Source organism: Nocardia speluncae NBRC 108251 (assembly GCF_001613245.1).
Lineage (GTDB): Bacteria > Actinomycetota > Actinomycetes > Mycobacteriales > Mycobacteriaceae > Nocardia > Nocardia speluncae.
Window position 1 is genome coordinate 1 of the sequence record NZ_BDBZ01000002.1, and the last position, 21,652, is coordinate 21,652.

Annotated in this window: 16 protein-coding genes, 1 pseudogene and 2 riboswitches; of the genes and pseudogenes, 9 read left to right on the forward strand and 8 right to left on the reverse strand. The window is 67.8% G+C overall.

All coding sequences use genetic code 11. The annotated features are described in order from the left end of the window. The first annotated feature begins 457 nt into the window (after nucleotides 1-457). The 3 genes from NS6_RS02895 to NS6_RS02905 all read left to right on the forward strand — a co-directional run bounded on the left by NS6_RS02895 (nucleotide 458) and on the right by NS6_RS02905 (nucleotide 3,063). The gene (locus NS6_RS02895) at nucleotides 458-1,006 is read left to right on the forward strand and encodes an HNH endonuclease (protein WP_068036145.1); all 549 of its coding nucleotides are present in this window, start codon (nucleotides 458-460) and stop codon (nucleotides 1,004-1,006) included. Between the two features lie 27 nt (nucleotides 1,007-1,033). Next, nucleotides 1,034-1,282 (forward strand): WhiB family transcriptional regulator, encoded by a 249-nt coding sequence (locus NS6_RS02900; protein WP_068036146.1) that lies wholly within the window; start codon nucleotides 1,034-1,036, stop codon nucleotides 1,280-1,282. Between the two features lie 113 nt (nucleotides 1,283-1,395). Further along, nucleotides 1,396-3,063, forward strand: coding sequence for a VWA domain-containing protein (locus NS6_RS02905; RefSeq protein ID WP_218024245.1), 1,668 nt, complete (start codon nucleotides 1,396-1,398; stop codon nucleotides 3,061-3,063). Between the two features lie 434 nt (nucleotides 3,064-3,497). Here the strand turns inward: NS6_RS02905 and gcvP are convergent, their stop codons facing one another. From gcvP to NS6_RS02940, 7 genes are all read right to left on the reverse strand, one after another. Continuing rightward, on the reverse strand, nucleotides 3,498-6,314 hold the full coding sequence (gene gcvP / locus NS6_RS02910) for an aminomethyl-transferring glycine dehydrogenase (protein ID WP_068037748.1): 2,817 nt from the start codon (nucleotides 6,312-6,314) through the stop codon (nucleotides 3,498-3,500). Nucleotides 6,315-6,358: 44 nt separating this feature from the next. After that, a riboswitch (glycine riboswitch) is annotated at nucleotides 6,359-6,464 on the reverse strand. A 1-nt stretch (nucleotide 6,465) separates the two neighbouring features. Beyond that, nucleotides 6,466-6,565: riboswitch (glycine riboswitch) on the reverse strand. A gap of 103 nt (nucleotides 6,566-6,668) precedes the next feature. Next, nucleotides 6,669-7,247 carry a MerR family transcriptional regulator gene (locus NS6_RS02915; protein ID WP_068036148.1) on the reverse strand — a complete coding sequence of 193 codons (579 nt, stop codon included), beginning with the start codon at nucleotides 7,245-7,247 and terminating at the stop codon, nucleotides 6,669-6,671. Nucleotides 7,248-7,422: 175 nt separating this feature from the next. Then, complete coding sequence (locus NS6_RS02920; protein WP_068037750.1) at nucleotides 7,423-7,896, reverse strand: bifunctional nuclease family protein; 474 nt, start codon at nucleotides 7,894-7,896, stop codon at nucleotides 7,423-7,425. 199 nt (nucleotides 7,897-8,095) lie between these two features. Beyond that, the gene (ftsR, locus tag NS6_RS02925) at nucleotides 8,096-8,899 is read right to left on the reverse strand and encodes a transcriptional regulator FtsR (protein ID WP_068036151.1); all 804 of its coding nucleotides are present in this window, start codon (nucleotides 8,897-8,899) and stop codon (nucleotides 8,096-8,098) included. A 62-nt stretch (nucleotides 8,900-8,961) separates the two neighbouring features. After that, entirely contained in the window at nucleotides 8,962-9,447 is a 486-nt protein-coding gene (gene odhI, locus NS6_RS02930; protein ID WP_063058115.1) for an oxoglutarate dehydrogenase inhibitor Odhl, read from the reverse strand. A 150-nt stretch (nucleotides 9,448-9,597) separates the two neighbouring features. Further along, a complete protein-coding gene (gene gcvH, locus NS6_RS02935) occupies nucleotides 9,598-9,996 on the reverse strand; it encodes a glycine cleavage system protein GcvH (RefSeq protein WP_068036153.1) in 399 nt (132 codons plus the stop codon). Nucleotides 9,997-10,038: 42 nt separating this feature from the next. After that, entirely contained in the window at nucleotides 10,039-10,671 is a 633-nt protein-coding gene (locus NS6_RS02940) for a CDP-alcohol phosphatidyltransferase family protein (RefSeq protein WP_068037753.1), read from the reverse strand. Between the two features lie 642 nt (nucleotides 10,672-11,313). Here NS6_RS02940 and NS6_RS02950 point away from each other — a divergent pair. The 3 genes from NS6_RS02950 to NS6_RS02960 all read left to right on the forward strand — a co-directional run bounded on the left by NS6_RS02950 (nucleotide 11,314) and on the right by NS6_RS02960 (nucleotide 14,481). Further along, entirely contained in the window at nucleotides 11,314-12,672 is a 1,359-nt protein-coding gene (locus NS6_RS02950) for a DUF2252 domain-containing protein (protein WP_174552567.1), read from the forward strand. Nucleotides 12,673-12,736: 64 nt separating this feature from the next. Then, a complete protein-coding gene (locus NS6_RS02955) occupies nucleotides 12,737-13,627 on the forward strand; it encodes a hypothetical protein (protein ID WP_068036160.1) in 891 nt (296 codons plus the stop codon). Between the two features lie 86 nt (nucleotides 13,628-13,713). After that, nucleotides 13,714-14,481 (forward strand): phosphatase PAP2 family protein, encoded by a 768-nt coding sequence (locus NS6_RS02960; RefSeq protein ID WP_068036162.1) that lies wholly within the window; start codon nucleotides 13,714-13,716, stop codon nucleotides 14,479-14,481. Nucleotides 14,482-14,609: 128 nt separating this feature from the next. Here the strand turns inward: NS6_RS02960 and NS6_RS02965 are convergent, their stop codons facing one another. After that, the gene (locus tag NS6_RS02965) at nucleotides 14,610-16,541 is read right to left on the reverse strand and encodes an acyl-CoA dehydrogenase family protein (RefSeq protein ID WP_068036164.1); all 1,932 of its coding nucleotides are present in this window, start codon (nucleotides 16,539-16,541) and stop codon (nucleotides 14,610-14,612) included. Between the two features lie 444 nt (nucleotides 16,542-16,985). On the opposite strand from NS6_RS02965, the pseudogene NS6_RS02970 reads away from it, so the two are divergent. From NS6_RS02970 to NS6_RS02980, 3 genes and pseudogenes are all read left to right on the forward strand, one after another. Beyond that, a pseudogene (locus NS6_RS02970) lies at nucleotides 16,986-18,386 on the forward strand (threonine/serine exporter family protein); the annotation flags it as partial. A gap of 737 nt (nucleotides 18,387-19,123) precedes the next feature. Then, nucleotides 19,124-19,807 carry a biliverdin-producing heme oxygenase gene (locus tag NS6_RS02975; protein ID WP_068036165.1) on the forward strand — a complete coding sequence of 228 codons (684 nt, stop codon included), beginning with the start codon at nucleotides 19,124-19,126 and terminating at the stop codon, nucleotides 19,805-19,807. A gap of 69 nt (nucleotides 19,808-19,876) precedes the next feature. Then, on the forward strand, nucleotides 19,877-21,574 hold the full coding sequence (locus tag NS6_RS02980; protein WP_068036167.1) for an FAD-binding dehydrogenase: 1,698 nt from the start codon (nucleotides 19,877-19,879) through the stop codon (nucleotides 21,572-21,574). Nucleotides 21,575-21,652: the final 78 nt, after the last annotated feature.

Sequence of the window (21,652 nt, forward strand, 5' to 3'; positions counted from 1 at the left end):
TCCGACCATGAAGGTCGGCCGAACAATAACGCCGGGCCCATCTGGCCTGTGCAGACCCACCAACCGGTAGGTCTGCGCACCAAGGCGGGGCGCCGAGGTCTGGTAACAGCGCCGATCCCCGAAAAATGAGCCGACAACCACTACTCCCCTGTGCCACCATGTATTCCACACGGCCACCACCGGGCGGCCGACGTTTCTCAGAAGGGAGGAGTGGTCTTGTATCCCATCGCACCGGCCGAGAACATCGGTTCGAGCACAGCGCCCGGGCGTTGCCCCCGGATGCCGTCGAGCCAATACGCCCGCGTAGCGGCCCGGCCGAGGAACGCCGAACAGTCACGTCGGCCGAAATACGTGAACGATTTCGTGATCGACCGTCTCCTCCCACGCCGGCGCTGAGTCGCCCGCACTCTCCCCTGTCGAATTCCGGGCCCCCGGCCGTCGAAACCTGGTGATTCCCATGCCGAATTCCGCTGTCGCCGTATCGGTGACCCTCACGCCGGACAATTGGATACACAGTCGCGTGCTGGTGCTCAATGCCAGCTACGAGGCACTGGACCAGGTCACCGCCGACCGGGCGGTAGTTCTGCTGACCGGCGGGACCGCCGAATCGGTCGTGGTCCGCCGGCCGCATTTCCCGATCCGCTCCCGGCATACCGAGATCCTGTTGCCCGAGACCATCCGGCTCGTACGCTACCGGCACCTGGCCCATATCACCGTCCGGTCGCCCGGCAGCCGGGCCACTCACGCCGCAGTGCTGCGGCGCGACGGTAACCGGTGCGGGTACTGCGGTGGCTGGGCCCCGACTGTCGATCACATCCGGCCGCGCAGCCGGGGCGGACCCAACACCTGGGAAAACCTGATCGCCTGCTGTGTGCCCTGCAATACCGGCAAGGCCGACCGCACTCCCGGAGAAGCGGGAATGCGGCTGCTCTGGGAACCCCGGGCACCGCAACCGCTGGCCCGTGAACAGCGGCGGGTGTGGAAGCACCTGGCTGCGACCCCCTGAGCCGATCCGCGAGAGGAGGGGATCGATATGACCGTCGAAGTGCTGGCAGATCTGCTGCCCATATCCGACAGCCACGGCTGGCATCGCGCCGCGTGCCGCGGCGACCCGAACCACGAGGCGTGGTTTCCGTATCCATCGCAGGACTTCGAGTACGCGCGTACGGTATGCGGCCGGTGCCCGATCCGGCCGGATTGCCTCGGCTTCGCCGAACGGACCGGCCAGTCCGGGGTGTGGGGCGGGCACGAATTCGACCGGGGAAAGATGATCCGCGAGTAGCCGGTGCGATGCCGGAGGTGGTGCCGAGTGCACCGCCTCCGGCATCGTCAGGTGGCGGCTCCCTCTCGGCTCGGTACTGCCAGTTCCCGGACACACTCTTAGACTGGCTGGCCGTGGGTACCCATCGCAGCACCGGCTCTTCCCGGGAAATCAGCAAGGGGCCGGTGATCACCGCGGTGGTGGTCGTGGCCCTGCTCGCAGTCGTTGCCGGCTGGTGGCAATTACGCCCGGATTCGGCGGGCGGCACCACGGCCGGTGGCACCTGCACGGAAGGCACGGCAATCCTCGACGTCACCGTCGACCCGGAGATCGCCGACCCGGTCCGCACCATCGCGGCCCGGTACAACGAGACCCGGCCGGTGGTCGTGGATCATTGTGCAGAAGTGGTGGTCACCGAACGGCCGGCCACGGATATGGTCGCCGCTTTCACGTCCGGCGTCACCTGGAATCCGGTGCTCGGACCCCGCCCGGCACTGTGGATTCCGGTGTCCAGCAGGCAGGTCGAGTCGATGCGGGTGCCCGGTCTCATCGAGGGCACGCCACGCTCCATCGCGTCGAGCCCGATCGTGCTGGCCGTCCCCGAAGTGCTGCGCCACGCACTCGAAGCCACCCAGACCTCCTGGGCAGATCTGCCCCGGCTGCAACAGGGTTCGCTCGAGGCCATCGGTCTACCGGGCTGGAACGGCCTACAGCTGGCACTACCACCGGGCGACACCACGCTCGCGGTGGCGGCTGCGGTCGCGGGCGCAATTTCCGGTACCGAGCCGCTGACCGAGGAGGCGGCGACCGGCGGGCAGGCCATCTCCGCGGTCTCTGCGCTGGCGGCCGCCGCACCGGAGGTCACCGACACCTCGGCAGCGATCACGGCACTATCGGCGGATGCCCCGGCCGAGGCCACGGTCCATGCGGTACCGGTGACTCAGCGAATGCTCGCAGCAAACCCCGGCGCCACGTACTACCTACCGGCCGGAGCGGCACCGGTGGCCGACTACCCGGCCGCGTTGATGTCCGGGACTTGGGTGGACAAGGCCGAGAACCTGATCGCCGGCCTGTTCGCCGAATACCTGCGTAAACCGGAACAGCAACGTGATCTGGTCGCGGCCGGCGTCGCCGCCCCACCGGCCGCCCCGGTCCCCGCCCCGCCACGGGCCGCGCTGGACCGGCTCCGCGCAGTCCTCGACAACCCGGTCCTCGGCGTGCACGCGACCGCCCTCGTGGATGTGTCGGCGTCGATGGCGACTTCCGACGGCGAACAGAGCCGGCTGACCAATGCCGTCGGCGCCCTCGCCTCCACCGTCAACGTGATGCCACCCGAATTCGGCCTGGGAATATGGACCTTCGGCACGAATACCGGCGGCAACCCGTACAACGTAGTCGTCGGCACCGCCCCGCTCACCGACGAGCACCGCGGGACTCTCATGGGTTCATTGGGCGATATACAGGCAGCGGACGCGGGCACCGGCGAGTGCTACCCGGCGCTGCTCGCTGCCTACCGCAACGCGATCGAGAACTATGCCGCCGACCGCACCAATTCGATCCTGCTCGTCACCGCCGGCCCAGAAGACGATTCCGCTCTCAGCGGCGCCGACCTGTTGTCCGCCGTCGAAGCTGCGGGCAACCCGCAGACTCCGATCCGCATCGATGTGATCGCGGTCGGCGGCGCGGGCACCGATACCTTGCGCACCCTCACCGAACGCACCGGAGGCACGTACAAGGTCCTGCCCACCAGCAACGACCTGGAATTCGGGACGGCCATGGTCGATGCGCTGACCACACCCTGACCCGCGCCGAGGTCACCGGATTCCGCTCGAACATCCCGGAGACCCGCCGCAGGGACGGGCCCGGGCTGCGTCGTCCGGGTCAGGTGCGGCTTCGGACGCGGATGGCTGTAGTCGCGGGGTTCGCCCACGGTCTGCACGCGGCATACAGGCGGCCGGACACACCGGACCCGTGGCAGGCGTGACAGCTGTGCCGCGGCCCGGTCACTGCCGGCGACGAGCGAATCGGTGCAGCGTTCGCGATACCCGTCGCGCCCCTGTTGTCTCTGCGGGGCGGTAACGAGCAGTCGCCCACATCCGGCGGCCGACGCCGGATGTGGGCGTTACTCACGTCCAGGCCGAGGCCACTGCCAGTCGCTGAATCCGCCGGTACGGCTATGCACCGCAGTCGAAGTCGGTCGCCGCGGCCGTCCTGCCGATGTCGCCGATCGAACCGCTCAGTCGCTGTAGGCGTCGAGCGGTGGGCAGGTGCATACGAGGTTGCGGTCACCGAACGCGCCGTCGATGCGCCGCACCGCCGGCCACACCTTCGCCCGGGTATGCGCGACTCCACGCGGGTACACCGCGACCTCTCGGCTGTACGGATAGTCCCAATCGCCTACGAGGCATTCCGCCGTATGCGGCGCGTTGCGCAGCGGGTTGTCGTCCACCGGCCATTTCCCCGCGGCGACGTGGTCGATCTCGCGCCGGATGGCGATCATCGCCTCGGCGAATTCGTCGAGTTCGGTGAGATCTTCGCTCTCGGTGGGCTCCACCATCAGTGTGCCCGCCACCGGGAAACTCATGGTGGGCGCGTGGAATCCGTAGTCGGCCAGCCGTTTGGCAACATCGTCGACGGTGACGCCGGTGCGTTTGGTGATCTCGCGCAGGTCCAGGATGCATTCGTGGGCGACCATACCGCCGGCACCGGTGTAGAGCACCGGAAAGTGCGCCCCCAGCCGGCGGGCCAGATAGTTCGCCGACGCGATCGCGGTGAGGGTGGCGCGGCGGAGCCCGTCCGCGCCCATCATCCGGATATAAGCCCAGGTGATCGGCAGGATCGACGCCGAACCGTAGTTCGCCGCCGATACGGCGTGCGAATCGGCGATCAGCGGATCCCCGGGCAGGTACGACGCCAGATGCGAACGCACCGCGACCGGGCCGACACCGGGGCCGCCGCCGCCGTGCGGAATGCAGAACGTCTTGTGCAGATTGAGATGGCTGACATCACCGCCGAACCGGCCCGGCCGGGCCAGCCCGACCAGCGCGTTCAGGTTCGCACCATCGACGTAGACCTGGCCGCCGGCGTCGTGGACCAGCGCGCACAGTTCGGCGATCTCGTGTTCGTATACGCCGTGCGTGGATGGGTAGGTGATCATGATGCAGGCCAGCCGGTCGGCGTGGTCGGCGATTTTGGCGCGGAGATCGTCGAGGTCGACGTCACCGTTGGCCCGGCATTTCACCACCTCCACGCGCAGACCTGCCATGGCTGCAGAGGCAGCGTTGGTGCCGTGGGCGCTGGACGGGATGAGGCAGGTATCGCGGCCGGTATCGCCGCGGTCGAGATGGTAGCGCCGGATGGCCAGCAGGCCCGCGTATTCGCCCTGGCTGCCGGCGTTCGGCTGCAGGCTCACCGAGTCGTATCCGGTGATCTCACCCAGCCAGCGCTCCAGGTCGTCGATCACCCGCCGCAGGCCGGGGACATCGCCGGCCGGCGCGTACGGGTGCAGCCGGGCGAAGCCGGGCCAGGTGATCGGCTCCATCTCCGCGGTGGCATTGAGCTTCATGGTGCAGGAGCCGAGCGGGATCATACTGCGGTCCAGCGCGATATCCTTGTCCGACAGTGCCCGCAGGTACCGCAGCATGGCTGTTTCGGTGTGGTAGCGGATGAACGCCGGGTGGGTGAGGAACTCCGAGGTGCGGTCGGCGATACCCGTGCCGCGCGATTCGCCGGGCGCGACGCCGAACGCGTCCAGTACCGCGGTGATATGGTCGCCGGTCGTCGCCTCGTCACAGGCGACGGCCACATGGTCGTCGTCCACCAGGCGCAGATTGATGCCGCGCGCCGCGGCTTTGGCGACCACGCTTTCGGCGTGCCCCGGCACACGAGCCAGCACGGTGTCGAAGTATTTGTCGTGTACGAGCGCCTCCCCCAGCGCGGCCGCGAGCTGCTCGGCATGCCCGTGTACCCGCCGCGCGATTGCTCGCAACCCGTCGGCGCCGTGGTAGCAGGCATACATCCCGGCGACGATCGCCAGCAGCACCTGCGCGGTGCAGATATTGGAGGTGGCCTTCTCCCGGCGAATATGCTGTTCCCGGGTCTGCAGTGCCAGCCGGTAGGCGGGAGCGCCGTCGGCGTCCTTGGACACCCCGACCAGGCGGCCGGGCAGCTGCCGGGCCTGGGCGGTGCGCACCGCGAGATAGCCGGCATGCGGGCCGCCGAAGCCCATCGGCACGCCGAACCGTTGCGTTGTCCCGAAACAGATATCCGCACCCTGTTCCCCGGGCGGGGTGATGAGGGTGAGGGCGAGCAGGTCCGCTCCGGCGGCGACCAGCGCACCGCGCTCATGGGCCTGCACGATGACGTCCGTCCAGTTCACCACGCGCCCGGACGCCCCCGGCACCTGGAGCAGCACGCCGAAGAACTCGCCGTCGGGCAGCCCGTCGCCGGCCAGATCGGCCTCGACGATTTCGATCCCGAGGGGTTCGGCGCGGGTGGTCAGCACCGTGCGGGTCTGCGGGAAGAGATCGCGGTCGACCACCAGCCGGGTACCGCGGCCGCGGCCGACCCGGTGCATCAACGTCATCGCCTCGGCCGCCGCGGTGGCCTCGTCCAGCATCGACGCGTTCGCCACGTCCATACCGGTCAGGTCGGTGACCATGGTCTGGAAATTGAGCAGCGCCTCGAGCCGGCCCTGGCTGATCTCGGGCTGATAGGGCGTGTAGGCGGTGTACCAGGCCGGATTCTCCAGTAGGTTGCGAACCAGCACGGGCGGGGTCAGGGTGTCGTAGTAGCCGAGACCGATCATCGAGGTGGCCACCGTATTGGTGGCCGCGAGGGCGGCCAGTTCGGCCAGCACCTCGTGCTCGCTCGCGGCGCGCGGTAGACCCGCGAGCGGGTCGGCATCTCCGGCGGGAGGGTAGGTGTCGAGGATTCCGGCGGGCAGCGCGGCCGCGGCGAGATCACCGGCGGAGGCGATACCGATCTCGGCGAGGATATGCGCGAACCCGGCGCCGTCGGGTCCGATATGCCGGTCTGCGAAGCTCTGGGTCACCACGACTCCCTGGTAGGGCGGCCGGCCGTACGGCCGACAGAGGGCCCTCCCCCTCTGTCGCGGCGCCTGAGAGCTTCGGCGACCGGGCCGGAGGACCGATCGCCTTTCACCTTGGGCGGGTGGCCCGCAGCCACCACTTTCCAGAGGCGCCGGTTCCCGCACGGTCCTGGTGCCTGAGAGATTGACGGGGAGGTGCTGCTCCTTCGGCGCCCGGATCCTCAGCGGATCCGGGGCTCTCCCGCACGGCTACGGCGCTCCGATATCTTAGCTCGGCGGCCGGACCGAGCGGGAACTCACCCGGTATGTTTCTTCGGCCGCACCGGTGCCCGCGGGCACCGGAACCTGCGGAACGCGTTACCCGGTTTTGCGGGTCATGCGCGCTTTGCGCCGGTAGGACAATTCGTCCTCGGCCCGCTCGCTGACCTCCGCCGCACGTTCCGCGGGAAAGGCCGCGATCGCGCCGGTGAGCTCACGCATCGCGCTGTTCACAGCGATACCGAATACGCCTTGGCCCCCCTGCAGTAAATCGACGACCTCTTCCGGCGAGGTGCACTCGTAGACCGAGGTGCCGTCGGAGAACAGGGTGATATCGGCCAGATCCTGGACGCCGCGGCTGCGCAGATGCTCGACCGCGATGCGGATGTTCTGTAGTGAAATACCGGCATCGAGCAGACGTTTCACGATTTTCAGGACCAGGATGTCCTTGAAAGAATACAACCGCTGGCTACCGGACCCCGCCGCACTACGAATAGAGGGTTTGACCAGGCCGGTCCGCGCCCAGTAGTCCAATTGCCGGTAGGTGATACCGGCAACCTGGCACGCCGTGGGAACCCGGTATCCGACCAGGTCGTCGGGGACCGAATCGTCGGGGAACAAACCGGGTTGTATTTCGTAGCGCCGAGGCGGGCCGACTTCCGACCGCATATCCCGCATATGCTCTGCCACTGAACTACTCCCTTGCTCCGCCGATCTGTGCCCATACCCGACGGCCCGGCGTCGAATACGAGGCTACTCTTCCCATTCTCTCGGCCGCAGAGGTGCCGATCCAAACGCGACGCGCGGTAACAGTCTCGACCTGTAGTTGAGGTCTAGAAAATAATCGGAAAACTCAACTGTCGGTCGCTTTGAAATCGTCCGGAGATACCGACTCGAGGAACTCCTTGAACTTTTCGACTTCGTCCTCGCGTTCGTCGGGCATCACCAGACCGGCTTCCTCGAGCACAGATTCCGCCGCATAGATCGGGCAACCCACACGCAACGCGATGGCCACCGAATCGGAGGGACGCGCCGATATCCGCACCTCGTTCTCGAACACCAGATCCGCGTAGAAGGTGCCCTCCTTGAGATCCACGATATGAACCTCTTCGAGGGTGTGCCCCAGATCGGCGATCAAAATCTTGATCAGATCGTGGGTGAGCGGCCGGACCGGAGTGACACCCTCCTGCTCGAGCACTATCGCTGTGGCCTCCGCCTGCCCTATCCAGATGGGCAGATACCGCTCACCGCTGGCCTCCCGCAGCAGCAGGACGGGCTGATTCTGTGGCTGCTCGACCCGGATGCCGATCACGCGCATTTCGCTCATCGCACTGCCTCCCATACTCCCCGGCCGCCCGCCCTCGCCGATGCAGGGCTCGCCGTACCACGAGTCTAGGCGAATTCCGGGCGCTGCCGCGATGGCACACGGACTCCGGAATCGGTGTGTTGCCACCGTCGTCGGCGTCGGCGATCCCGCCGCAGGTCAGGCCGATACCGCCCTCGGCGGCGGGATACGGCACGGCGATTCAGCCGCCCAATGAGTTGCGCACCGAGGCCTTCACCAGGCTCGCGTGCAATGTGAGCGAAAGTGCGGCGAGCTCCCGCACGGTCTCCTCGGCGCGGGCACGAGCGCCCGCATCGCGACTCTTCGCGATCGGTGCGGCGATCTGCGCAACCAGCGCCGCCTCCCGGTCCGCGGCGAGTTTGAACGCACGCAGATGCCGGGCCTCCAAACCGAATTCGGCCATCGCCTTGGCAGTAGTGGCCAAGGTCACCGCGTCGGCGTCGAAGAAACCGGCGGGGCCCGGAGTGATCAGATTCGCCCGGATCAGATCGGTGAGGAACTTATCGTCGATACCGGCCTGTTCGAGCAGATCCTCGCGGGTCACGCGGATCTCGTGATCGAACTCGAGCTCATCGGCGGTGATCCGGCCGGGCCGGACCGCCAACCGGCGCGGCGGCCGCGGTGTCGTCGCGTCCTCGTCCGCCATACCCTGCCCCGCATCCGGACGGGCGGTGCGCGCCCGCGCACGGGCCTCGCGCACCCCGAGCGTCGCGGCTCCGCTGTCGATCGCCTCGAGCTGTTCCTTGATCACCTTCAACGGCAGGTACTGATCACGCTGCGCGGTCAGCACGAACCGGAGCCGCTCACAATCGGCCACCGAGAATCGGCGGTAACCCGAGGGGGTTCGTTCCGGGCGGATCAGCCCCTCCGCTTCCAGGAAGCGGATCTTGGAGATGGTGATATCCGGAAAGTCCGGCCGCAGCAGATCCAGCACGGAGCCGATCGACATCCCTCCGTGCGCCCACTGCTGCGCCGCGCCTGTCATGACTTCGAGTCTTTCATGCCGAAGCGCCGATCACCCGGACCGGCGCACCGATCATCACTTGTTCACAAACTACCGGCCCCAGCGGCCGAACCGGTCTCCTGCGTCCGCGGGCCGGTGAGGAACACCAGCCGGAACTTCCCGATCTGCACCTCGTCACCGTTCTGCAGCTCCGAGGAGTCCACCGGCTCCCGGTTGACGTAGGTGCCGTTCAAGCTGCCCACATCCACGACCTGGAAGGAATCCTCATCCTGCCGGAACTCGGCATGACGGCGGCTGACGGTGACATCGTCGAGGAAGATATCGCTGTCGGGATGCCGGCCGGCCGAGGTGGTCGGCTGATCCAGCAGGAACCGCGAACCCGCGTTCGGACCGCGTTTGACCACCAGCAGCGCCGCTCCGACCGGAAGACCTTCGACACCCTGCACCGGCTGTTCGCCGGTCGGCTCGCCGGAGCGCGATGCGTCGACCTCGTTCAGGAAATCCGCGCGGAAGACCGACGTCGTCTCGGCCGCGGTCTCCCCGTAACCCGGGTCTTTGTTCTCGCTCACCGTTTCTCTCCTCCTCGAACCTCATAAACCATGCAGGCAGATGCCGCGGTGCGACGTGGCTCGGCGGCCCCGACTCCGGGCGGCACATCCGTTGGCATTGACCGTACCCTGCCGGGCCGCGCCCGTGCAGGTAGAACCGGGAAGGCTGAATCAGCCCCCGATAACTCCTTGATAACCTGCGGCATCGAGCAGTTCACCGAGACCCGAGTCCAGTGCCGAGGCACTGTCCACCTCGAGTTCGAACAACCACCCGTCACCGTAGGGATCGGTGTTCAGCGTTTCCGGCTTCGCCTCCAGTTCCTGGTTCACCGCAACGACTTTCGCGCTCAGGGGAGCGTAGATGTCGGAAACGCTCTTGGTCGATTCGACCTCACCGATACCGTCCCCGGCGGCAACGACGGCACCGGTTTCGGGCAACTGAACGAACACGACGTCACCGAGTTGCGACTGTGCGTAATCGGTGATCCCCACCCGGACCCGGGTGGGCTCGATCCGACGCACCCATTCGTGTTCGGCGGTGTAGCGCAGGTCCTCCGGAGCCCGGTTCACGTGGTGTCCTTTCCTCGTGTCGTCGTGCACGATGCAGCAACTCTATGCGAGCCCGTCACTGTTTGCCGCGCCGGTATCCCGGGCGGGTGCACCGCCGGGACGGCCCGGGGATCGGGGCACCGTCCGCGCGACGGCGATCGCGCGGCCCAGGTACAACAGTCCGGTCCAGACGTAGACCGCAGTGCCCCAGATCAGCAGCGCCGAACCGAAAGCCCAGCTGAACCCGTCACCCGGCCAGTCCATCTCACCGGCCAGCAGCCAGGGAAACGCGGACATGAGCGCGAAGGTGGCAGCCTTTCCCAAGTAGATGACCTCGGGGGGATCGAGGCCGCGACGGCGATAGATCGGCAGTGTGAGCATGAGCACCGCATCGCGGCCGATCAGCAGGACCGCCACCCACCAGGGGACGAGTCCCCGGGCTACGAATGCGGCCAGCGTGGTCACCAGGTACAGGCGATCGACAAACGGATCGAGCAGGGCACCCAACCGCGAGGACTGGTCCAGCAGGCGGGCGAGTTTGCCGTCCAGGAAGTCGGTCACCGGGCTCAGGATCAGCAGGACGAACGCCCAGCCGTCGGCATGCTGCACCAGCAACAGCCAGAGGAAGAGCGGGATGCTGAGCAAGCGCAGCACGCTCAGCACATTGGGGACGGTGAGCAGCCGATCCGACAGCACCGCCGTGAGGGCACCACCGGATCGCCGGTCCGCGGCCGCGGTCTCGGATCCGCCGGTTCCCGAATCACTCGTCACATGCCAGTGCTTACCGCACGACCCCCACCGGTGCCAGCACGACCCCCCGCACCGTCCGATGGGAGGTAACGAGCATCGAACACTCAGCGCCACCGCTAGGAGTGAGAGAAAGATCATGTCGGCCGGTGCCGCTTCGTTCCGGCCCGTCGATTCGGCCGCACCACCGCGCGAACTCGTTCCCGGCGCGGTGTCCGGGTGCGGCTGCCCGGCAGCATCCAGGTCCTCGCCCGGATGCTGCGCCGAGACTGCGGACCGGCGGGTGATCCAACCGGACCCCGACGACCGGCGTCACCGAGCCGTGGCAGTGCCCGGCGGCGAATCCGGACAAGCCGCCGCCGAGGTTCACCGTGACCGGCCGCGGACCGGCCTCCTTGAAGGGATACGCGCCTGAATCCACACCGAGAAGCCATATCGGTCGGCGTTGCGACCGAATTCTGCGCCGGCGGGAGTACGAGCCGGGTGCGGCGACCTCGCTGTGATGGCGCCGCGGACCCGGGTAGCCGTAGGTACGGTTACCCGGTGTCGAACAGTCGTATCCCCTTGCGTTCGTATATCCCCGCCGAGGACATGCTGGCCCGCGGCCGCGCGGTCCGCGACCGGGTATCGCGGACCGCACGCGACCGCGCGATCCGTACCGAGGGGCGACCGTCGATCGTCGAATTCGTCGAAGCCACCGACAAGGGCCGGCTCGAGCATCTGGTCCCGCTGCGGATCGGCCGGATGATGGCGTCGCCGTTCGCGTTCTACCGGGGAGCGGCCGGTCTGATGGCCCTCGATCTGGCGGGCAGCCCGGATACCGGATTCCACGCCCAGCTCTGCGGTGACGCACACGCGGGCAACTTCGGCCTGTACGGCACCTCGCGTAGCGAAATCGTCATGGATATCAATGATTTCGACGAAACCGTGCCCGGCCCGTGGGAATGGGACCTGGAGCGGCTGGCGGCCAGCCTGGTCCTCGCCGGGCGGGTCGGCGGCGCGGACGAGGACGAATGCCGGACCGCCGCGGCCGATGCCGCACGCAGCTACCGGCGCACGGCCGCAGCGCTGGCGCAGCGACCGTTCCTGACGTCGTGGTCGGCATTGGCCGACGAATCGATACTGGATCGCGTCGAAGCCGACGATCTGCTCGATAATTTCAAGAAGGCCGCCAAGAAAGCACGTAAAAACAACAGCGAGAAGGTCGTCCGCAAGTGGACCCATATCGACGACCACGAAACGGGCATCGAAAGTCATCGTTTCGTCAGCGATCCCCCGATCCTCACCACTGTGGCGCAGGAGGTGGAGGACGCGGCCATCGATGCGCTGGAACGCTACGGGTCGAGCCTGCGCGAATCCCGGCAGGGACTGCTGGGGCGGTTCGCGGTCGCCGATATCGCGTTCCGGATCGTCGGTACCGGCAGCGTCGGGCTGCACAGCTATGTCGCTCTGCTGCACGGGAATGCGGGTGAGGTGCTGGTACTACAGCTCAAACAAGCGGCACCCTCGGCCCTGGCACCCGTACTCGGGATCGCCGCACCGAAACACGAAGGTGAGCGAATCGTCCAGGGCGCCAGGTTGGTTCAGACCGAAACCGATATCCTTCTCGGCTGGACCACCATGGCAGTTCCACAACCCGGCGGCGGCAGCCGGGAGCTGCCGTTCATCGTCCGTCAGTTCCGCAATCTCAAGGGCGGCATAGCGCCGGAGGAACTCGAACCACACGATCTCGACGATTACGGCCGACTCGCCGGTGCCCTGCTGGCGCGGGCCCACGCACGCTCGCTCGATCCTCGGTTGATCAGCGGCTATCTCGGCGACGACGCCGACTTCGACGGGGCCGTGGCCGATTTCGCGGTGCGCTACGCCGATCGTACGGAAGCCGATCACGATGAACTCGTCACCGCGGTTCGGGCCGGGAAACTTCCGGCAGAGGAGCCGGACCGGTAGTTTCGAGAGGTGCGCCGCGCTCGGCGCCGCAGGAGTCTCGGTTCGGACGCGAAGGGCGGTCACCATGCTCGTGCAGGTTCAGGACAGCACCGACAGCTTTGCCGAGCGGTCCCTCATCGATTGGCTCAGTGGTTGGGGAACGGTCGACAGTCCGCACGGAGTCGCCACGGTCAACTGCGACCTCCTGTACGACGGGGCCACCTACCATTTCGACGCCGTGGTGTGGACGCCCACGAGCTGCGTTGTCATCGATGTGGCCGGTCTGCGCAGTGATCGCGGTGGCACCTTGCATGTTCCGCTCACCGGTAGGTCGACGCTCGACGGAGTACGGGCCCAACTGGAGGCCGCCGACGACCGCTCGCTGCTGGAACGTTCCCGCGAGCACACCTTCGCGATGCAGAGCTGGCTGGCCGCGCGTGGGCTGGGGCAGCGCGTGGTCCACGGTGTCGCCCTGATCGTGCCGTTCCAGCGGGTCCCGCTACAGATCGATCAGAAGGTGCAAGACCCCAGTTTCGATGTGATCGTCGCCGACGACGCCGAACAACTCCGTCACTACTTCGGCGTCCTCGCCGAACGGGAGTCGCATCGCTGGACTGCCAACGATGTGGCCACTGCCTTCCGCGGTCTGGGCATTCTGGCGTACTTGCCGGCTCCCCAGCTATTGATCGAGGAAGGCTTTCTGGGCCCGGTCGACGTCACGCTGTGGCACGGCAGCCCCGCCCAGGCCGAAGCCGAACAATATGCCGAGGACCTCGCCGAGCTCGAACGCACGGCCGGTGGGCGGCGGTTCCGAACACCCTGGTACAGCCCGTGGCAGCTGTACCCCCGCGAAGCGGGCGATATCGATTTCGGGCGGGCGTTGATGCGCGCGATATATGCGCTCGGCATATTCGTCGCCGTCGCCTGGGTCCTGTGGTTCGTGATTACGGCCTTCGTGACCTACGGTCCCGGCTGAGGCGGGGCTGCCCTGCATCGTTTTCGCCGAGCCGCCGCCACATAGTGGATTACCCCGTCACCGCCTGCGGTGGATAGGGTCGGCTCGTGAGCACCGCACCCGGCGCGCCGAACTCGTGTCCCGCGGACCGGCCTGCCGGAGAAGATCTCTGCCGGGCCGAGGACCGCCCGGATCCACCGGCACACCTCTCCCCGGTCCAGGGGAAACGACCGGCGGCTCCGCCTCCGGTCGCCGCCTCGATCCCGCAGACCGCCGGAGCAGCAACCACCGGCGTGGTCGCGGCGAGCGCGGGCATGGCGGCAGCGGCGTTACCGTGGTCGTTCCCGCCCGGCGGCGGGGCCACCACCTTCGATCTGGCGGTCGGGGCGCGCGTGGACCCACGGCTGGATCCGCGGCCCTGGGTGGCCGAGGTCCTCGCCCTGGCGACCAATACCGGAGTCGTACTCGCCTTGCTCTGCGGCAGCGCGGCGTGGTTTGCCTGGCAACGCCGGTGGTGGGAGACGGCAACCGTCGTCCTGGCGCCGGAGCTGGCGGTGGCTGTCAACACCTGGGCGTTGAAACCCTGGTGGGGGCGGCCGTTGCACGACTATCTCGCGTATCCGAGCGGGCATACCGTGCATCTCGTATCGGTGATCACGGCATTGGTCCTGCTGCTGCGCTCGACGCGGGCACGGGCGGTGATCGTCGCGCTAGCCACGGCCGGCTGGTGTGCGGGCGCGGCAGGCATGATCGCGCTCGATTACCACCACGCCACCGATATCGTCGGCGGGGCCGCTGCGGGGATCTCGCTGACCATCGCCCTCTATTGGGTATCGGTCTGGATCCGCCGGACTTTCGGGCCGCGGCCGCGCTGACATCAGTGGCCGGGGCAAATGTCGCGCTCGGCTCACCCGCGACACGGCCACACCACTCCTCACCGGCTGCGCCAACGGGTCCGGGACGCGGTACAGACCGAGTCCCGGGGTGCCCGTGCGGCGGCCCGCTACTTTCGTTCGTAGACGCTGGCGTCGTCCAGCATGGCGGCGTCCAGCATCGATTCCGGCACACCGAGCGCCTCCACAAGAGTGAGGGCATCCGGACGGAGGCGGTCGACCAGCTCGTTCACCCCGCGCCGGACGGCCTTCGCCCGTTCCACCGAGATGAATCGGTGGATGATGAACCAGGCCGAGTTCTCCTCCAGCACGGAGTACACGTACAGATCGCACATGGTTTCGGCGAGCGCCCGAGCCGTATCGTCCTCGATATCGGCGATTCCCTCGATGAACGCCTCGAGTACCAGCCGATCTATATGGGCGGATCCGGCGGACAGGATATGGTCCTGCGCATTGTTGAACGCCTCGAAGGGCCCGGTCTCCTCGGCACGGGCGCGCAGCCGGTGGGCGGCGGTGCGGGTGAGGTAGTCCTCGCGGTCGGCGAACAGCTGCAGCTGGGTGGCGCGTTTGCCGAGATCGCCCTCGTCGACGGTTTCGCCGCTGCGGTCGCGCAGGGTCTGGATCAGCTGGCGCACGCCGGAGCGTTTGCGCACCACATCACCGGCCATGGTCGCCGCGAAGCGGACCCAGCCGAGGGCGTCCAGGTCGCGCACCTCATCGGCGTAAGCGGTGAGGATCTCCTTGGCGACCAGCTGGGTGAGCACCACATTGTCACCCTCGAACGTGGTGAACACATCGGTATCGGCCTTCAATGTGACCAGGCGGTTCTCGGTGAGATAACCGGCACCGCCGCACGCTTCCCGGCATTCCTGGATGGCACGGGTCGCATGCCGGGTCTGCGCCACCTTCAGGCCCGCCGCGCGTTTCTCGAGCGCGCGCTGCGAATGCGGGTCGAGATCCTGGCCGGTCTGCACCAGATGCATCCGGCGGACCAGGTCGTTCTGCGCGAAGGCCAGCGCGTAGGAGCGGGCCAGCAGCGGTAGCAGCCTGCGCTGATGCATCCGATAGTCCAGCAGCAGGGTTTCCCCGCCGTCGTCGGGGTTGCCGAACTGGCGACGCTTCAATGCGTAGCGCAGCGCGATACTCAAGGCCACCCGGGCCCCGGCGGCCGCGGCGCCGCCGACACTCACCCGCCCACGCACCAGGGTGCCGAGGGTGGTGAAGAAACGCCGGCTCGGGTTGTCGATATCCGAGCTGTAGGTGCCATCGGGGGCGACGTCGCCGTAGCGGTTGAGCAGATTTTCCCGCGGCACCCGCACCTGGTCGAAAACGATCCGTCCGTTGTCCACGCCCGCGAGGCCACCTTTGCGGCCGCAGTCGGAGGTGGTGACGCCGGGCAGATCATTGCCCTCCTCGTCCCGGATCGGGACCAGCAGGCAGTGCACTCCGTGTTCGCCCGCCGGTGTCCGCAACTGCGCGAACACCGCTGCCATCCGGGCGTGCTCGGCGGCGCCGCCGATATAGTCCTTACGCGCCGAAGGCGTGGGGGTATGGATCACGAACTCTTCGGTGTCCGGATCGTAGGTGGCGGTGGTCTCCAGATTCGCGACATCGCTGCCGTGCCCGGATTCGGTCATCGCGAAACAGCCGAGCAGGTCCAGCGTGATCAGCCGCCGGATGTATTCGGTATGCCGTTCGGTGCCCAGGTTCTCGACGGCGCCGCCGAACAGGCCCCACTGCACACCGGACTTCACCCAGAGCGAGAGGTCGGCATAGGCGAGCATCTCCAATCCGACTACGGCGGCGCCGGGCTCACCGGTGCCCCCGTGCTCGCGCCGGAACCCGCGATCGGCGAGACCGAGTTTCGCGATCTCGCGCATCTGGTCCAGTACCCGGGCGCGGGCGGCGGAGAGATCCAGGTCGGGATCACCGGCGAAACGCCCGTCCGCGAGCTGGGTGCGGGCCTCTTCCCGAACTTCGCTCCACGGCCCGTCCAGTGCCTGCCGTAACTGGTGTGCTGTCGCAGTGCTGCCGGTGCTCATGCCCTCGACCCTAGTGGCCGCGGCGGGGCGAAGCCCGGCGACAAACCGCACACGATCGCGGTGTCGCCCGGCGTACATGGTCGCGGTGTGAGTGGGTACGCCCGATGCACAGGGTGAGGCCGGCGGCAGTCCGCACCGCGGCCGAAGCCCTCCGCCGGACGTCTCGGCGCGGAGTGCGTAACGCGGGCGCGGCGGCGGCCGACGCACACGTGAGACCTCGCCCAACTGGGCAAACGCGTCTCTTTTTCCATTCCAAACCTGAAATAAACCGGTACGTAACGAAGATCACATTCATCCGACCTATTTTCCGGTGGATAAGAGCCCCCTTCGGCCAGTACCTTCGCGGCTATGGCTGCGCAAGGAATCTCGGAAGGAGCGACCTCCACACCACAGATCTCTCCGGACCCGTCGGGTTATGCCGAACATCGGCGTACACCCCTGCGTTTGCCTGTGATCACCGGTGCCATCAAGAAACTGGTCGCCGACCGCCCCGCCACCGCCGATACGATCGTCTCCGCACCCGCTCCGCTGCAACCGATCGATCTCACCGACGACGCCACCGTGGCGGAGGTGATGGATCTGGCGATCCGGATGGGCGAAGTGGTGCTGGCTTCGGGCTCCGCCGTCACCGACACCGAGACCACGGTGCGCTTCATCGTCGCCACCTACGGTCTGTCGGAGTGCGATGTCGAGGTCACCTACAACGCCATCCGCATCTCGGTGCATCGCGGCCGGCGGCTGCCCCCGGTCAGTTCCATGCGGGTGGTGCAGTACCGCTCCCTGGACTTCACCCGGCTGGCCGCGGTGGACCGGCTCACCCGCCGGATCCGTCGCGAGATCGTGCCGCCGCACGAGGCACGCGCCGCCCTGGACGCCATCACCTCGGCGCCGCACCCCTACAAACGGTGGACCGCCACGTTCGGCTGGTCGCTGATGGCCGCGGCGATCTCCCTGCTGCTCGGCGGCGGAATCCTCGTCGTCCTGCTGAGCTTCATCACCACCGCCTTGATCGACCGGACCAATCGGGCACTCAACCGGTACGGGCTGCCGTTCTTCTTCCAGCATCTGGTGGGCGGCGCCATCGCCGCCACACCGGCGGTGGTACTGGCCGCCGTCGCCGAACCGCTGGGTATCTCGGTGAACCCGACGCTGATCATCGCAGCCGGGATCACGGTACTGCTCAGTGGGCTGAGCCTGGTGGGCTCGGTACAGGACGCGATCACCGGAGCACCGATCACCGCGGGCGCGCGGATGCTCGAACTGCTCATGATGACGGGCGGCATCATCGCCGGTATCGCGCTCACCCTCCGGGTGGGCGAGATGTTCGACGCGACGGTTCCCCTGGAACTCGGCGCCGGCCACGGGCTGACGAACCTGCCTGTCCAGGTCTTGGCGGGAGCCACCGCGGCACTGGCGTTCTGCCTCGCCTGCTACGCGGAGAAAAGGGCACTCGCCGCGGCCGCCGGGGGCGGCGCCATGGGCACCATCTGCTACCTGCTGGTGATGGCGGCCGGATTCGGGCCGGTGCTGGCCGCCGGTGCCGCGGCCGTAGTGATCGGCATGGCCGGTGGTCTGCTCGCCCGGCGGGCACTGACGCCGCCGCTGGTCGTAGCGCTCGCCGGTATCACCCCACTGCTGCCCGGCCTCAGCATCTACCGCGGCCTGTACGGCATGCTCAACGACGAGATCACCCGCGGCGCGGACCAGCTGCTGGCCGCGTTCGGCATCGGCTGCGCACTGGCCGGCGGGGTGACCCTGGGTGAATGGTTCGACCGGACCGTGCGCCGCCCGCCGATCCTGCGCAAGTTCGGCGCCCTGCGCCGCCCGGTGGTCACGCGCAAGCGGCTGCCGTCGGTGAACCTGGCCAAACGCCTGTACTCGGTGAACCTGGGCAAGCGGCGGGCCGCGGCGCTGGGCCGCACGCACAGCCCGGTGCTGGGCGCCGCGCCCGCCGCGGTGATGGCGTCACCGGATATGCCGCTGGGGTTTCCGATCGCCGGACAACTACCACAGGCACCCATCCCGGTGGCACCGCAGGCCCCGCGGCCCGCGACGCCACACGCCCCACGGCCCACCGCCCCACAGCTGCCGGTACCGTCCGCCCGCGGGCGAGCCACGGTTTCCGGTGTGGATTACAGCGTCTGGACCCACGACCTGGATCCGGCACCGTTGAGTTCGGTCGTATCGGCACAGCAGGTGGACCTGGCCGGCACCTCGGCAGCGTCGCCGGAGACGCGCGAGATGCCGGTGCTGCCCGCAGACCTGCTGGCCCTGCCCACCGCCGCACTGGGCATCGCCGAGGACATGCTGCCCACCGCGGCGATACCGTTCGCGCCGCCGGAGCCGGTCGGCGTCGGCTCCCCGGCCGAGCCGGTGAGTGCAGGCGAATCCGTCCTGGCGCGGACAGTGCCGCTACCGGCGTCCCGGCGTTCCGACGCCGGCTGACGGACCCGCACAGGTGGTGTCCGCCCGGTATCGTCGGGTTGCCGGCTGTCGGCGCCGGCGTGGTGAAATACCACGCCGGCGCCGGCCGCGTGTTGGTGCGGCGAATGGCCGCCGTCTTCGCAGGAAGGGTTTGTTGTATGCCGGAGACCACCGAGACCGCCGAACCGGCCGCCCCCTTCTCCACCCGGATCCGGGAGGCCACCGCGCGCGAACACGAGGAAGCGGAGAATTCCACTTTCATCACCGATATGCTCGCCGGCGTCCTCGGCATCGATTCCTACCGGCGCTACACCGCGCAACTCTGGTTCATCTACCGGGCGCTGGAGGAGCACAGCGCCGGCCTCGCCGACGACCCGGTGGCGGGCCCGTTCATCACACCGGAACTCGCGCGTACAGCGGAGCTGGAACGCGATCTGGCGCATCTGGCCGGGCCCGGCTGGCGCGAACAGCTGGACCCGCTACCCGCCACCACCGCCTACGCCGCGCGGATCGAGGAATGCGCCCGCACCTGGCCGGGCGGCTATATCGCGCATCACTACACGCGCTATCTGGGCGATCTGTCCGGCGGGCAGGTGATCCGCGGGCATGCCGAAAAGCTCTGGGATCTGCCGCATCGCGGGGATGGCGTTCGGTTCTACGTTTTCGACGGCATCGGTAATCCGGCGGCGTTCAAACGGGAATACCGCGCCCTGCTCGACCGTATCGGCGCCGACGAACTCGAACAGCGCCGCATTCTGGACGAGGGTAAACGGGCGTTCGTACTGAATCGCGCGGTGTTCACCGAACTGGCCGGCGAGTTCGCGGCCAGGCGACCCGGCTGAACACCGGCCGGTCGGCCCGCGGGTCTGATAAGTTTCCCGCCGGTAACTACCGTGAGCGAAGGGTGAACCGTGTCCGAAACCTCTCCCGGTGACCGGGTACCCGACGAATATCCCGCGATCGTCGTCGGCGCCGGATTGGCCGGTCTCGTCGCCACCTACGAACTGACCAGGGCCGGACACCGCGTTCTCGTCGTCGACCAGGAGAATCGCAACAATCTGGGCGGGCAGGCCTTCTGGTCGCTCGGCGGACTGTTCTTGGTCGACAGCCCGGAACAGCGGCGGCTCGGCATCCACGACTCGTACGAACTCGCGCTGCAGGACTGGCTGGGTTCGGCCGGATTCGACCGGGACGAAGAGGACCACTGGGCCCGGCAGTGGGCGCAGGCCTATGTGCGCTTCGCAGCCGGCGAGAAACGCGACTACCTCTACGATCTGGGGCTGCGGGTCACACCGCTGGTCGGCTGGGCCGAACGCGGTGGAGCCCTCGCCGACGGGCACGGCAATTCGGTCCCGCGATTCCACATCTCCTGGGGCACCGGCCCCGGCGTGCTCGAGGTCTTCCTCAACCCGGTCCTGGAAGCAGAACGCAACGGCCTGGTGCGGTTCGCGTTCCGCCATCGGGTCGACGAACTACTCGTCGACGACGGCGTGGTCACCGGGGTCCGCGGCAGCGTGCTGGAGCCCACGGAGCTTCCCCGCGGGGTCGCCACCTCGCGCACCGTGGTGGACGATTTCGAATTCCGGGCCGGCGCTGTCCTGGTCACCTCCGGCGGGATCGGCCACAACCACGACCTCATCCGCCGGAACTGGCCTGTCGACCGGCTGGGCCCCGCTCCGCGCACCATGATCTCCGGGGTTCCCGCGCATGTGGACGGCCGGATGCTCGGTATCACCGAATCCGCCGGCGCCGCCCTGGTGAACCGAGACCGCATGTGGCACTACACCGAAGGCATCAACAACTGGGACCCGATCTGGCCCGACCATGCGATCCGCATCATCCCCGGCCCGTCGTCGCTCTGGTTCGACGCGAACGGTAAACGGTTGCCGGCGCCGTGTTTCCCCGGTTTCGACACCAACACCACGATGAAAGCCATTCTGTCGACCGGTCACGACTATTCCTGGTTCGTGCTGACCCAGGCGATCATCGAGAAGGAGTTCGCCCTCTCGGGATCGGAGCAGAACCCGGATATCACCAGCAAAGACAAGCTCACCACGGTCCGCAGCAGGTTCACCAAGGGCGCGCCCGCCCCGGTGGAGGCGTTCAAGGAGCACGGCGCCGATTTCGTGGTGGCCGATACCCTCCGCGAACTGGTGGACGGAATGAACGCGATCACCCGCGGCCCGCAACTCGACTATGCGGATATGGAACGCCAGATCGTCGCGCGTGACCGGGAGATCACCAACAAGTTCAGCAAGGACGCCCAGGTGACCGCGATCCACAACGCGCGCACCTTCTTCGGCGACAAGACCGCCCGGGTCGCGAAACCGCATCGGATTCTCGATCCGGCGGCCGGTCCGCTCATCGCGGTCCGGCTCAACGTCCTCACTCGGAAAACGCTCGGCGGTCTGCAAACCGATCTGGATTCGCGGGTGATGCGTCCCGACGGCACCGCCTTCCCCGGGCTGTACGCCGCGGGCGAGGTCGCCGGATTCGGTGGCGGCGGTGTGCACGGCTACAACGCGCTGGAAGGGACGTTCCTCGGCGGCTGCATCTTCTCCGGCCGCGCCGCGGGCCGTGCGCTCGCGCGGTCATTGACACAACCCTGACCCGGCCCTCACCTCGGACAATTGTGGTAGGTCCACCAGAGGAATTGCTGCCCACATGCCCTGAATACGCGCTGGCGG